The organism is Arthrobacter sp. Ha26 (assembly GCF_059091705.1).
The window spans coordinates 152,864-166,201 of sequence record NZ_JBNHGX010000001.1 but is presented as its reverse complement, the minus strand read 5'-3'; the positions used below and the strand labels follow the sequence as shown (position 1 = coordinate 166,201).

The following is a 13,338-nucleotide window of genomic DNA, read 5'->3' as shown; positions in this document are numbered from 1 at the left end:
TGTTGTGCGGCGGTCATTCAACCATATCCATAAGCTCTACCATCCGGGACTGACAGTCTCCGGCCAGCGTGCCCGCCTAGGATGGGTTGACCGCCGTCGACCCCGAAGGATCTGTTGTGCGCACTTTTGTTTCCGCCGTCGCCACCCTGCTGGCCATACTGCTTGCCGCGGTGGCGGTTCCTGCCATCTGGCTTGACCGGAATATTGTCCAGGAGCAGGGCTTTGTGGAACTGGCTGCCCCGCTGGGAACGAACTCCGAGTTCCAGCAGGGCCTCGCCGCCGCGGCCGTCGGAACAATCGACACCAGTGCTGTTCCCGGATTCCTGGCCGATCTGCTCCGGCCTGCGCTGGAGGACGCCGCAGCAAAACTGACCGCCCTGCCCGGTTACCCGGCAGCCTGGGAAGAAACGCTGCGCAGGAGCCACCGCCTCAGCTTCGCCACCGGGGAGGAGTCCGCAGCCGGCGGGGCCTCGTCCGCCTCATCCCTCACCCTGGACGTCGCACCGCTGGTGGCCCTGGGCGCCGAAGAACTCTCACGCACCACCCGGCTTCCCATCGATCCGCCGGACCAGACCCTGATCAACGTGGGACAGCCCCAGCAGAAGGAATGGACCGAGCGGTTGAGCACCTACGCGCCCGCCGGCTACCTGCTGGCCGGGGGAGCGGTGGTGGCCCTGCTTCTGGCCCTGGTGGCGGCACGGCGTCGGTGGACGGTGCTGGTGGCTGCAGGAGTCGGGGCCCTCGTGCTGGCCGCGGCCTGGGCTTTCGGCTCGCAGCTGGCCTCGACCGCCGCGCTGGCTGCGGACAGCGGAAACGAGGTGGCCAACATGTTCAGGAACGAGTTCGTTGCCGCTGCTGCCGCCGACTTCCAAGGCTGGACCGTGGCCTCGGCAATTACGGGCGGAGTGCTGCTGCTGGCGGGCATTGTGGCCGGGTTCATACCGCGAAAGCGGGCGCGGGCAACCCGGTAGCATGGAGTCATGACCCCCTCAGCTGTTTCCCTTTCGATGCCCACCATTCCGCGTAGGCGCCGCGCTCCTGAGGAAGTGGCTGCTGCAGCCCCCGTATCCGGAACCAAGAAGGTGCTGCTGGCTGCTCCGCGCGGATACTGCGCCGGCGTGGACCGCGCCGTCATCGCCGTCGAGAAGGCCCTGGAGCACTACGGTCCTCCGGTGTATGTACGCAAGCAGATTGTGCACAACGTCCATGTGGTGAGCTCCCTGGAGGAAAAGGGCGCCATCTTCGTCGAGGAAACGGATGAAGTGCCCGAGGGCGCCCTGGTGATTTTTTCGGCCCACGGCGTATCGCCCGCCGTGGTCCAGTCCGCTGAAGACCGTGGCCTGCGCACCATCGATGCCACCTGCCCGCTGGTGACAAAAGTCCACAAGGAAGCCGTCCGCTTCGCCAAGGACGATTTCGATATCCTGCTGATCGGCCACGACGGCCACGAGGAAGTCGAAGGGACCTCCGGCGAAGCTCCGGAGCACATCCAGATCATCAATGGCCCGCATGAAGTGGACAAGGTGCAGGTCCGCGATCCGGAGAAGGTCATCTGGCTTTCGCAGACAACCCTCAGCGTTGACGAAACCATGGAGACCGTCCGGCTGCTGAAGGAACGGTTCCCCACCCTGCAGGATCCCCCCAGCGACGACATCTGCTACGCCACTACCAACCGGCAGGTGGCCATCAAAAAGATCTCGCCGCAGGCGGACCTGGTGATCGTGGTGGGCTCAGCCAACTCGTCCAACTCCGTGCGCCTTGTTGAGGTAGCCCTCGAATACGGGGCCAAGGCCTCCTACCGCGTCGATTTCGCCAATGAGGTGGATGAATCCTGGTTTGAGGGCGTTGCAACCGTGGGCGTCACCTCCGGGGCGTCCGTTCCCGAAGTACTGGTGCAGGACGTGCTGCGGCTGCTCGCCGATTACGGCTACGGCCACGTGGAAGAAGTGGTCACGGCCGAAGAGGACCTCCTCTTCTCACTGCCCAAGGAGCTCCGGGCAACCCTGAAGCAGGCCGGCGACGTCAGCCGTGCCCTGGGCGGCCGCAAGCCCCGCAGCTAGTAATCCCCAAGAAGACGGGCCCGGCAGTTATCACTGCCGGGCCCGTTTTTAGCCGCTCCTCATCGCGCGCGTCAGGCGGCCTCATCCTCGCTTTGCAGCTCCGGGGCGGCCACGGCCCGTGGCGTCACTTCCACCACCGGAGGTGTGATCAGGCCGGATTCCTCCAGGCTGTTCAGCTTGCGCGCAGTGGGGAGGACACGGGCTTCCAGCGTGCCCACCATCGAGTTGTAGCGGTCCACCGACGTTTTGAGCGATGACCCCAGCTTGCTCACATTCTCGCCCAACGTACCCATCCGGTCGTAGAGTTGCCGGGCGAGATCGAACAGTTCGCGGGCACTGTCCGTCAGGACGTCCTGGCGCCAGGTGAAGGCAACGGACTTCAGCACGGCCAGCAGGGTGCTGGGGGAGGCCAGGACCACGTTGCGGGACAGGGCATGGTCCAGCAGTTCGGGGTCGGCGGTCAGTGCCGCCGCGAGGATCGACTCCGCCGGGATAAAGCAGATCACCAGTTCCGGCGAGTTGCCCGGGATATCCCAGTACTTCTTGTTGCTCAGCGCGTCCACGTGGGCCCGCAGAGCCTTCGCATGCGCCGCCAGGAGGGATTGCTGCGACCGGTGATCAGCGCTGGAAACAGGGGCGGACGGGCTGGTCCGGGACGCGTGGCTCCCGAGCTCCTGGGCCTCCAGGTAGGAGGACAGCGGGACCTTGGCGTCGACCACCAGCTGCTTTTCGCCAGGGAGCTGGACCACCAGGTCGGGGCGCACCGACGATTCGTTGCCGGCGCTGTGGGCCTGTTCGATGAAGTCCACGTGGCGCAGCATCCCGGATGCCTCCACCACGCGCCGCAGCTGGACCTCGCCCCACTGGCCGCGGGCGCTGTTGGACCGCAGCGCAGACTCCAGGGCGTGGGTGGACCGGATCAGCTGCTGGTCCGAGAGGCGGGCTTCCTGCAGCTGCTGGGCCAGCTGGCCGTACTGTTCCAGCCTGTCCCGCTCCAGCAGTGCCACCTGCTGCTGCACGGCAGTCAGTTTCTCCGCCACCGGCGCAAGGGCACGGAGCACGCTGCCATCCTGGGAGCGCGTTTCGCCCAGCTCCCTGTTCTGCGCCGCCAAAAGCCGCCGTTCGGCGTCGGCCGCCGCGAACTGTGCACTGACTTCCGAAAGCCGCGACGAGACGGCGTCGAAGTCCTCTTCCACCGCGCGGCTGCTTTTCCGCAGGGCGAAGTAGGTGGCTGCAGCGCCCGCAAAGGCCCCCAACAACAGCATGAACAAAGCCAGAATCAACGCAAAAGCATCCATGTGCCCACTGTCGCACGCGGCTCTGACATTTTGCCGAAGCGACATTTCCCGCCCGCCCGGGGAACCGGCATGATGCCCTGTGCGGGTAGAATCAATGCTCGTGGCTCTTACTATTGGCATCGTCGGACTGCCCAACGTCGGCAAATCAACCCTCTTCAACGCACTGACCCGCAACCAGGTGCTGGCAGCGAACTACCCGTTCGCCACCATTGAGCCCAACGTAGGCGTTGTCAGCCTGCCGGACCCGCGGCTCAAGCAGCTCGCCGAACTCTTCGGCTCCCAGCGCCTCCTGCCGGCAGCCGTGTCCTTCGTGGACATTGCCGGCATCGTCAAGGGCGCCAGCGAGGGCGAAGGCCTGGGCAACCAGTTTCTGGCCAATATCCGGGAAGCGGAAGCGATCGCCCAGGTGGTGCGCGTCTTCGACGACCCCGACGTGATCCACGTTGACGGCAAGGTGGACCCGCGGTCGGACATGGAGACCATCAACACGGAGCTGATCCTCGCGGACCTGCAGACCATCGAAAAAGCCATCCCGCGGATCGAAAAAGAAGTCAAGATCAAAAAGCGCGAGGCCGCTGAGCTGAACGCCATCCTGGCCGCCCAGAAAGTGCTCGAGCGCGGCGACACCATCTTCTCCTCCATCAAGAGCGACAAACTCGACATGGAGCACCTCAAGGAGCTCAGCCTCCTGACGGCCAAGCCGTTCATCTACGTCTTCAACTCCGATGAAGGAATCCTCGGCAGCCCGGAGAAACAGGACGAACTGCGTGCCCTGGTAGCCCCGGCCGACTGCATCTTCCTCGACGCCAAGCTCGAGGCCGACCTCGTGGAACTGGACGAGGAGGAAGCCCGCGAAATGCTGGAGATGAACGGCCAGGACGAATCCGGGCTGGACCAGCTCGCCCGGGTTGGCTTCCACACCCTGGGACTGCAGACCTACCTCACGGCCGGCCCCAAGGAAGCCCGTGCCTGGACTATCCACCGCGGCGACACGGCTCCCCAGGCAGCGGGCGTCATCCACAGCGATTTCCAGCGCGGGTTTATCAAAGCCGAAGTGGTGTCTTTCCACGACCTCGTCGAAGCGGGCTCCATGGCAGAGGCCAAGTCGCGGGGCAAAGTAAGGATCGAAGGCAAGGAATACGTCATGGCCGACGGCGACGTGGTCGAATTCCGCTTCAACGTCTGAGCGTCTCGCGACGTTAGGTCACGGGAACCTACGGTACGTTCGCTTCAACTTCTGATGGGTTCGCCGGGGACCTTATCCTGACTATAGGAGAGTTCCCCCGGCGACTTCCGGCTGGACCGCCCGGGCAGAGCAAAACAAGGAGGCGGCATGCCGGTCAGGCGTCTGATGCAGTTCATCACCGCGGCGGCAGCTGTTGCCCTGGTGCTTTCGGGCTGCTCCGGCGGTGGCGGCGGTACGGTGCCTGTTGTGGTGGGGGAGGCCAAGCGCGGCGGCAGCGTGACCGTGGCCGAAGTCAACGCGTTCTCCTCGTTCAATCCCTACAGCTCCGACGGCAACACTGATATCAACTCCAAGATCGGGGCCATCACCCACTCGGGGTTCTATTACCTGGACAATGCGTCCAAAGTGGTGCGGAACGAAAAGTTCGGGCGCTTCGAGAAGGTCTCCGACAATCCGTTGAAGGTGAAATACACCGTCAACGAGGGCGTGAAGTGGTCCGACGGCGATGCGATCGACGCCGGCGACCTCCTGTTGAGCTGGGCCGCGGGTTCAGGCTACTTCAACGATGCCGATCCCATGGCGGGAACAGGAACCACGTATTTCTCCACCGCCTCCGACACCAGCGGACTGGCAGGAACCGTGCTCCCCGAGATCGGGGAGGACAGGCGCTCCATCACCCTTGAGTACGCCGTGCCGTATGCAGACTGGGAGGTGGCGTTCGACGTCGGGCTGCCAGCCCACGTGGTGGCCGCGAAAAGCGGCCTGAACGATGAAGAAGACCTCATCGACCTGATTAAGGACTCACCCCGCGGAGACGTCGAGAAGCCCGTGGTGAATACCGCCCTGAAGCGGGTCAGCGATTTTTGGAATTCAGGGTTCGACACCAAATCCCTGCCTGAGGACCCTGCGGTCTACCTCTCCAGCGGGCCCTACATCGTCCGGGACATCGTCCCGGAATCCTCCATGAAGCTCGTCCGCAACCGGGACTACACCTGGGGCCAGGAGCCGTGGCTGGACGAGATCAATGTGCGGTTCACCGGCGCTTTGCCTGCAGCTGTGGATGCGCTGCGGAACGGGCAAGCCGATATTATTTCGCCTCAGCCCTCCACGGAAACGGACAGCCTCTTCGCCGGCCTGGCCGAGCAGGGCAACACCGTGGACCGCTACAGCCAATCCGGGTATGACCACCTTGACCTGAACTTTTCCGGACCCTTTGCGGACGAGGACGTCCGGAAGGCATTCCTCAAGACAGTGCCACGCCAAGCCATTGTCGACGCCGTCGTGGGCGGCCTGCTTCCGGACGCCACACCACTCAATTCGCACGTGTTCCTGCCGGGACAGCCCAAATACGAGGACACGGTGAAGGGCAACGGCTCGGGGGATTATGCAAAGGTGGACATCGACGGAGCGAAAGCGCTCCTTGACGGTGAAACGCCTACCATCCGCATCCTGTACAACCGCGACAACCCCAACCGGGCCAAGGCTTTCGCCCTGATCCGCGATTCTGCTGCGCTGGCCGGATTCCAGGTGACCGACGGCGGCCAAGGCAACGCCGACTGGGCCAAGGCCCTGGGAAGCGGCGGCTATGACGCGGCACTGCTCGGCTGGATCGGTACCGGCGTGGGTGTCAGCCGTGTTCCGCAGATCTTCCGCACCGGTGCGGGCAGCAACTTCAACGGATTTTCCGACGGGGATGCGGACAAGGTGATGGAACAGCTTGCCGGCACCACCGACCTGGCAAAGCAGGACGAACTGCTGGCAGAAATCGACAAGAAAGTCTGGGAGAACGCGTACGGCCTTCCGCTGTACCAGACCGTCGGCACCACGGCCTTCAGCTCGCGCGTCGCGGGTGTCAAACCAAGCCCCGGACCCCTGGGCGTGTGGTGGAACGTCTGGGACTGGCGCCTCGCCCAAGCACCCCAGTAAACGCTTCCGCCCCTGCGGTGACAGGCATCACTCTTTCGATTCGCCGATAAGCCTACCGGCGAGTAGCATGTGACTTGCACAACTTCCGTTTACCGGCTAAGCAGCAGAACCAGCCCGGTCACGGTTTGGCAACGGAGTACCAGTATCTGGACTTCGTGCAGTTAGGCTACTCGTATATGTAGGTTGCGTCACAGTTTCTCGCTGGGGCCCGCCTGCGGGGAAGCACAAAGATTCCCCTCATTTCTCCCACAACTCATAGGAGGCGGAATGCGTTTTACGCGCACTTCCAAAGCACTGGGCATGGTGGCAATCGCCGCGCTTGCCCTGACCGGCTGCGGCGCTGGAGGCGGCAGCAATGACGGTGCCAGCGAATCTGCCGGCGACCCGAACAAGGTCATCACCGCCTACAGCAACGAACCACAAAACCCGTTGCTGCCGGCAAACACCAACGAAGTCTATGGCGGCCGTGTGGTCGAGCTCCTCTTCGAAGGCCTGCGGACCTACGACGCCGACGGCAAGCCCGTCAACGCACTGGCAGAATCCATTGAGTCTGCAGACGCCCAGAACTGGACCATCAAGGTCAAGCAGGGCGCCAAATTCACCAACGGCGAAGAGATCACCGCCAAGACGTTTGTCGATTCCTGGAACTTCGCGGCTAACTCGAAGAACCTGCAGAACAACGGATTCTTCTTCGAATCCATCGCCGGCTACGAAGAAGTTTCCGCGGTTACCACGGAGAAGTCCGCTGACGGCAAGACCACCAGCACTCCGGCGCCTACGGCAGAAACCATGTCCGGGCTGACCGCTACCGATGATTCCACCATCACGGTCAAGCTGGCCCAGCCCGAGGCTGACTGGTCCCTGCGCCTTGGCTACTCCGCCTTTTTCCCGCTTCCTTCAGCGGCGCTGAAGGACCCGAAGACCTTCGGTGAAAACCCGGTGGGCAACGGCCCGTACAAGTTCGAAAAAGACGGCGCCTGGGTCCATGACCAGTCCATCTCCCTGGTGAAGAACGCTGACTACAGCGGACCGCGCGCAGCCAAGAACGGCGGCGTGACCTTCAAGTTCTACACCGATCCGGGCCCGGCTTACACGGACCTGCAGTCCGACAACCTGGACGTCACCGACGTCCTGCCGTCGAACGCGCTGAAGACTTACGTCTCGGACTTCCCGGAACGCAACGCCACCAAGGCCACAGCCACCAACTCCACCTTGAACATTCCGGGCTACAACCCGAACTTCCAGGGTGAAGCGGGCAAGCTCCGCCGCCAGGCACTGTCCTACGCCATCAACCGCGAGGAAATCTGCAAGGTCATCTTCAACGGAACCCGCACCCCGGCGAAGGCTTTCGTCCCGCCGGTGATTGAGGGCTTTGAGGAAGGCATCAAGGGCAGCGAGGTCCTCAAGTTCGACGCCGCCAAGGCCAAGGACCTGTGGGCACAGGCTGAGAAGATCCAGCCGTACGACAACTCCAAGCCCCTCCAGATCGCCTCGAACACCGATGGCGGCAACAAGGAATGGATTGACGCCGTAGCCAACGGCTTCAAGAACAACCTCGGCATCCAGGCTGAAATCCAGCCCTTCGCCAAGTTCGCCGAAGTCCTGAACCTGCGCAAGTCCCAGTCCCTCCCCGGACTGACCCGTGCGGGCTGGCAGGGTGACTACCCGTCCCTGTACAACTTCCTCGGACCGGTCTGGGCCACGAACGCTTCCTCGAACTACGAGAAGTACTCGAACCCCGAGTTCGACAAGCTGCTCAAGGAAGGCCTCGCCGCCAAGTCCACGGACGAGGCAAACGCGAAGTTCAACCAGGCACAGGAAATCCTCTTCGAGGATCTTCCCGGCCTGCCGCTTTGGGACCAGGCACGTGCAATCGTGTGGAGCAATAACGTTGTGAAGGCCGAGACCGGCTGGAACGGCGGCATCCGCTACTTCGATATCACGGCAAAGTAGTCCCAGATCTAACTTGCCGCCAGGCACATGGGGGTCCGGTTACGGCCGGGCCCCCATTGGCTTGCAACGGCAGGAAGGCAGCAATGAACCTGTTTACTTCGCATCCGGAAGGCTGGTGATCCGGTGGTCCGCTTTATCCTGCGCCGGCTCCTTCAAGTGATCCCGGTTTTCCTTGGCACCACACTTCTGGTCTATTACATGGTGTTCGCCCTGCCGGGCGACCCCATCGCCGCCCTTTTCGGCGACCGCCAGCCCCCGCAGGCAGTCATCGATACACTGCGCAGCCAGTACCATCTGGACGAACCGTTCTGGGTCCAGTACGGAATCTTCCTGAAGAATCTCTTCACCTTTAACCTGGGCAACGACTTCACCGGCCAGCCCATCGCGGCCAGCCTGGGCCGCGTCTTCCCCGTCACCGCCATGCTTGCCGTCGAAGCACTCGCCATCCAGGCCGTGTTCGGCGTAGCCTTCGGTGTTTTTGCCGGCCTCCGCCGCGGCGGCTGGTTCGACTCCACGGTCCTCGTGGCCTCCCTGGTGGTCATCGCCGTTCCCACGTTCGTCCTCGGATTCGTCTTCCAGCTCGTCTTCGGCGTGCAGCTGGGGTGGGCGAAACCGACTGTAGGTGCCAATGCCGACTGGGGCAGCCTGCTGCTGCCGGCTGTGGTGCTGGGCCTGGTCTCCTTCGCCTACGTGCTCCGCCTGACCCGCACGTCCGTCAGCGAAAACATGAACGCCGACTACGTCCGGACCGCCACCGCCAAGGGCCTCTCACGGCCCCGGGTGGTTCTGGCGCACATCCTGCGAAACTCGCTGATCCCCGTGGTGACCTACCTCGGTGCCAACCTGGGCGGCCTCATGGGCGGCGCCATTGTCACTGAAGGCATCTTCAACGTTCCGGGCGTGGGCAACAAGCTGTACCAGGCAGTCCTCCGCAGCGAAGGACCCACCATCGTTTCCATCGTCAGCGTGCTGGTGCTGGTGTTCGTGGTGGCCAACCTGCTTGTTGATCTCCTGTATGCCTGGCTTGACCCGAGGATCCGCTATGACCAGTAATAACAGCCACTTTGTGGCGCCCATCGAGGAAACCCCGCTGTTGGCAACGGATGCCGTGAAGACGGACCAGGCACCGCTCAGCCTGTGGTCGGACGCCTGGCGCAAGCTCCGCCGTCGTCCGTTGTTCATTATTTCTGCGCTGCTGATCCTGGCACTGACAGTGGTGGCGCTGTTCCCCGGCCTGTTTACCTCCGTTGCTCCCAACGAGGGCTGTGAACTGGCCAATTCGGAAGGCGGCCCCACGGCCGGGCACCCCTTCGGGTTTACCTTCCAGGGCTGCGACGTCTACTCCCGTGTCATCCACGGCACGCAGGCCTCACTGTCCGTGGGCATACTGTCCGTGCTGTGCGTCCTGATCATCGGTGTGACCCTGGGCGCCCTCGCCGGCTACTACGGTGGCTGGATCGACGCCGTGCTGGCCCGGCTGGGCGATATCTTCTTCGCCCTGCCGCTGATCCTTGGCGCCCTGGTCATCACCCAGCTGCCCTTGTTCCGGGAGAACAAGAGCGTATGGACCGTGGTTTTTGTGATCTCGCTCCTGGCCTGGCCGCAGATGGCCCGCATCACCCGCGGTGCCGTCATCGAAGTGCGCAATTCAGACTTCGTTACGGCCGCCCGGGCGCTGGGCGTCTCCAGGTTCCGCGCACTGGTCCGGCACGTGCTGCCGAACGCCCTCGCTCCCATCATTGTCCTGGCCACCCTGGAACTGGGTGTCTTCATCGTTGCCGAAGCGACGTTGTCCTTCCTGGGCATCGGCCTGCCGCAGAGCATCATGTCCTGGGGCAACGACATTGCGGGAGCACAGGCATCCATCCGAACGAGGCCGGAAATCATGCTGTTCCCGGCCGCGGCACTGTCCATCACGGTCCTGAGCTTCATTATGCTCGGCGACGCCGTACGTGACGCCCTTGATCCGAAGAGCCGCCAGCGATGAGAGAAAAAGAGATGACAACTCCGGAAATACGCATCGCGGAGGCCGGCACCACAGGGGTCAGGCCGCTGCTGGAGATTCGCGACCTCGCCATCACGTTCAGGACAAGCGGCGGGGAGGTACAGGCGGTCCGTGACGCGCACCTGACCATCATGCCCGGTGAAACCGTCGCAATCGTGGGGGAGTCCGGCTCGGGTAAGTCCACCACCGCGCTGGCTGCCATCGGCCTCCTTCCATCCAATGGCCGCGTCTCCGGGGGGCAGATCCTGCTCGACGGCGAAGACATCGCGCACGCGCCCGAAAAGCGCATGATCGAACTGCGCGGCAACACGATCGGCATGGTCCCGCAGGACCCGATGTCCAACCTGAACCCGGTGTGGAAGATTGGCTACCAAGTCCGTGAAACGCTGCGTGCCAATGGACGGCCCAGCGGTCCGGATGACGTTGCTAAGGTACTCTCCGAGGCCGGCCTCCCGGACGCGCACCGGCGGGCCAACCAGTACCCGCACGAGTTCTCCGGCGGTATGCGGCAGCGGGCCTTGATCGCCATCGGGCTCTCCTGCCAGCCGCGGCTGCTGATCGCGGACGAGCCGACGTCCGCCCTCGATGTGACCGTGCAGCGGCAGATCCTGGACCACCTGGACACCATGACCACCGAACTGGGCACGTCGGTCCTGCTCATCACCCACGACCTGGGGCTGGCAGCCGAACGGGCCGACAAGGTTGTGGTGATGTACCAGGGCCGCGTAGTGGAGGCGGGGCCTTCCCTGGAACTGCTGCAGAACCCGCAGCACCCCTACACAAGGAGGCTCGTGGAATCCGCACCGTCCCTGGCCAGCCGCCGCATCCAGGCTGCCAAGGAACAGGGCGTGGAAGCCTCGGACCTGCTGGCCCCGGCGGCCGAACCGGCGGCGGCAGACAACGTCCTGCAGATCCAGGACCTGCGGAAGGTCTACAAGCTCCGCCAGGGCCTGGGGAAGTCGTCGGACTTCGCGGCGGTGGACGGCGTCAGCTTCGACGTCCGGAGGGGAACCACCACGGCAATCGTGGGGGAGTCCGGTTCCGGTAAATCCACGGTGGCCAAGATGGTGCTCCAGTTGGAGAAGCCCACCGAAGGCAGGATCCTGTTCGACGGCGTGGACACGTCCCTCCTTAAGCCTTCGGACCTGTTCAAGTTCCGACGCCGCGTGCAGCCCATCTTCCAGGATCCTTACGGTTCGCTGGATCCGATGTACAACATCTTCCGGACCATCGAGGAGCCGTTGCGGGTCCACAAGATCGGCAACAAGGAAAGCCGCGAGAAGAAAGTCCGCGAACTGCTGGACCACGTGGCGCTGCCGCAATCCGCCATGCAGCGGTACCCGAACGAGCTCTCGGGCGGCCAGCGGCAGCGCGTCGCTATTGCCCGTGCGCTGGCTCTGGATCCGGAAGTCATCATCTGCGACGAAGCCGTATCCGCCCTGGACGTGCTGGTACAGGCGCAGGTGTTGAACCTGCTGGCTGACCTTCAGTCCAACCTGGGGCTGACCTACCTCTTTATCACCCACGACCTTGCTGTGGTGCGGCAGATCGCCGACCACGTCTGTGTGATGGAGAAGGGACGCCTGGTGGAGACCGGATCCACGGACGACGTCTTCGAATCGCCCCAGCAGGAGTACACGAAGGCGCTGCTCAATGCCATCCCGGGGGCCAAGCTGATGCTTCCGCCGGAAGTGGCTTAGCCGTCCCTCGTCACGTAAACCGGTTGGGGCCGGAGCCTGGTGGCTCCGGCCCCAACCGGTTTAACACTGAAACCTGTCAGTCCTGGAACGAATCCGTGGGGCCGCCTGCCGCCAGTGCCGGTGGCTGGCCCGTCGCCGGCTTCCGCTCCAAGCCCAGCTCACGGAGCCGCCGTTCGAGCAGCGTCCCGAGGGTGCGGCGGCCGTTGGGATTCATGTGTACTTTGTCGGCCAGGTCCTTGGCCAGGCCGTACCGCGTGAGCCAGTCGCCCACCGAAACAAAAGCCAGGTTGTGCGCGGCTGCCACCGAGCCCAGCAGCGCATCCACTTCCGTGCGGCGGCCGCCTCCGTTGCCTTCGCCGCGGGCCAGGGTCCCGATCATCGCCATCCGGGTGCCCGGATAGCGGTCCTCGAGCTCAGCAATCAGGCGCTCCGCATTGCTGCTGATCCGGCTGTCCGATGCACCGCTGCCGGCGTCATTGCCGCCGCCCTGGATAACGATGAGCGCCGGGGTGCCGGACGGCAGGAGCCAGTCACCCCGCAGGAGCGCATCGATGTAATTGCCCGTTGTTCCGTTGCCGGCCACGAATCCGGTGCCGCCGCGCCCGCAGTAGAAGACCTTGTACCCCGCGGCCATCAGGCCCTGGCGGGGCCAGCCATCTGAAGGTTCTGACTGCGAGTCACCGATCAGGAGGGCGGTCCTGCTGATGTCCGGAACTACTGCCTCGAGCCGTCCATTCACGGGATTCAGGACGCGGGAACCGGCCGTGGCCGGAGTGACAGCGGCCGCCCCGGGTTGGCCTGCGGCGGCGGCACCCTGCGCCTGGGGGACGGCACTGGACGGGAACGGAATCGCACAGCCGGACAAACCAATAAGGCTGGACACCGCGATAAGGGCGGCGGCTCCGGCGGCGGCAACGCGGGTCCGGGCCAGGGCTTTTCGCATGGGGTGTCTTTCGGGCTTGCGTGAAGTGTCAGAGCAATCATGTGGCATCGATGCTCGATTGGCCAGTGATTTTGCTCACTAATCTTGCCCGCGGCGTCGGTCCAGGGCGGCCGGCTGACCTGCGGCCTGCCAAAAATTTAGGCCAATAAATGCCACTGCCGGTAGACTGGGGGAAGGTGCCCTGTGCTAAGGGCCTTGTCCGTCGTGCGTTCCAGTTGGAAATGTCGCGATACAACAGCTGACTTTCACCACTGAATCGAGCCATTA

Annotated in this window: 10 protein-coding genes; 8 read left to right on the top strand and 2 right to left on the bottom strand. The window is 63.8% G+C overall.

The window, feature by feature from the left end:
* Positions 1–116: 116 nt before the first annotated feature.
* The gene (locus AC5RVY_RS00725) at positions 117–971 is read left to right on the top strand and encodes a hypothetical protein (RefSeq protein WP_493952809.1); all 855 of its coding nucleotides are present in this window, start codon (positions 117–119) and stop codon (positions 969–971) included.
* 9 nt (positions 972–980) lie between these two features.
* Positions 981–2,060 (top strand): 4-hydroxy-3-methylbut-2-enyl diphosphate reductase, encoded by a 1,080-nt coding sequence (locus tag AC5RVY_RS00720; protein WP_493952808.1) that lies wholly within the window; start codon positions 981–983, stop codon positions 2,058–2,060.
* Positions 2,061–2,131: 71 nt separating this feature from the next.
* Here the strand turns inward: AC5RVY_RS00720 and AC5RVY_RS00715 are convergent, their stop codons facing one another.
* Complete coding sequence (locus AC5RVY_RS00715) at positions 2,132–3,358, bottom strand: DNA recombination protein RmuC (protein ID WP_493952807.1); 1,227 nt, start codon at positions 3,356–3,358, stop codon at positions 2,132–2,134.
* Between the two features lie 100 nt (positions 3,359–3,458).
* Between AC5RVY_RS00715 and ychF the strand changes: the two genes are divergently transcribed.
* From ychF to AC5RVY_RS00685, 6 genes are all read left to right on the top strand, one after another.
* Complete coding sequence (gene ychF, locus AC5RVY_RS00710; protein WP_493952806.1) at positions 3,459–4,544, top strand: redox-regulated ATPase YchF; 1,086 nt, start codon at positions 3,459–3,461, stop codon at positions 4,542–4,544.
* 147 nt (positions 4,545–4,691) lie between these two features.
* A complete protein-coding gene (locus AC5RVY_RS00705) occupies positions 4,692–6,470 on the top strand; it encodes an ABC transporter family substrate-binding protein (protein ID WP_493952805.1) in 1,779 nt (592 codons plus the stop codon).
* Between the two features lie 267 nt (positions 6,471–6,737).
* On the top strand, positions 6,738–8,423 hold the full coding sequence (locus AC5RVY_RS00700) for a peptide ABC transporter substrate-binding protein (RefSeq protein WP_493952804.1): 1,686 nt from the start codon (positions 6,738–6,740) through the stop codon (positions 8,421–8,423).
* 123 nt (positions 8,424–8,546) lie between these two features.
* Positions 8,547–9,476 carry an ABC transporter permease gene (locus AC5RVY_RS00695; protein ID WP_493952803.1) on the top strand — a complete coding sequence of 310 codons (930 nt, stop codon included), beginning with the start codon at positions 8,547–8,549 and terminating at the stop codon, positions 9,474–9,476.
* The gene (locus tag AC5RVY_RS00690) at positions 9,466–10,410 is read left to right on the top strand and encodes an ABC transporter permease (protein WP_493952802.1); all 945 of its coding nucleotides are present in this window, start codon (positions 9,466–9,468) and stop codon (positions 10,408–10,410) included. The genes AC5RVY_RS00695 and AC5RVY_RS00690 overlap by 11 nt, the downstream gene beginning before the upstream one ends.
* 11 nt (positions 10,411–10,421) lie before the next feature.
* Complete coding sequence (locus tag AC5RVY_RS00685) at positions 10,422–12,128, top strand: dipeptide ABC transporter ATP-binding protein (RefSeq protein WP_493952801.1); 1,707 nt, start codon at positions 10,422–10,424, stop codon at positions 12,126–12,128.
* Between the two features lie 76 nt (positions 12,129–12,204).
* On the opposite strand, the gene AC5RVY_RS00680 is transcribed toward AC5RVY_RS00685, so the two are convergent.
* Entirely contained in the window at positions 12,205–13,071 is an 867-nt protein-coding gene (locus AC5RVY_RS00680; protein WP_493952800.1) for an SGNH/GDSL hydrolase family protein, read from the bottom strand.
* Positions 13,072–13,338 lie beyond the last annotated feature (267 nt).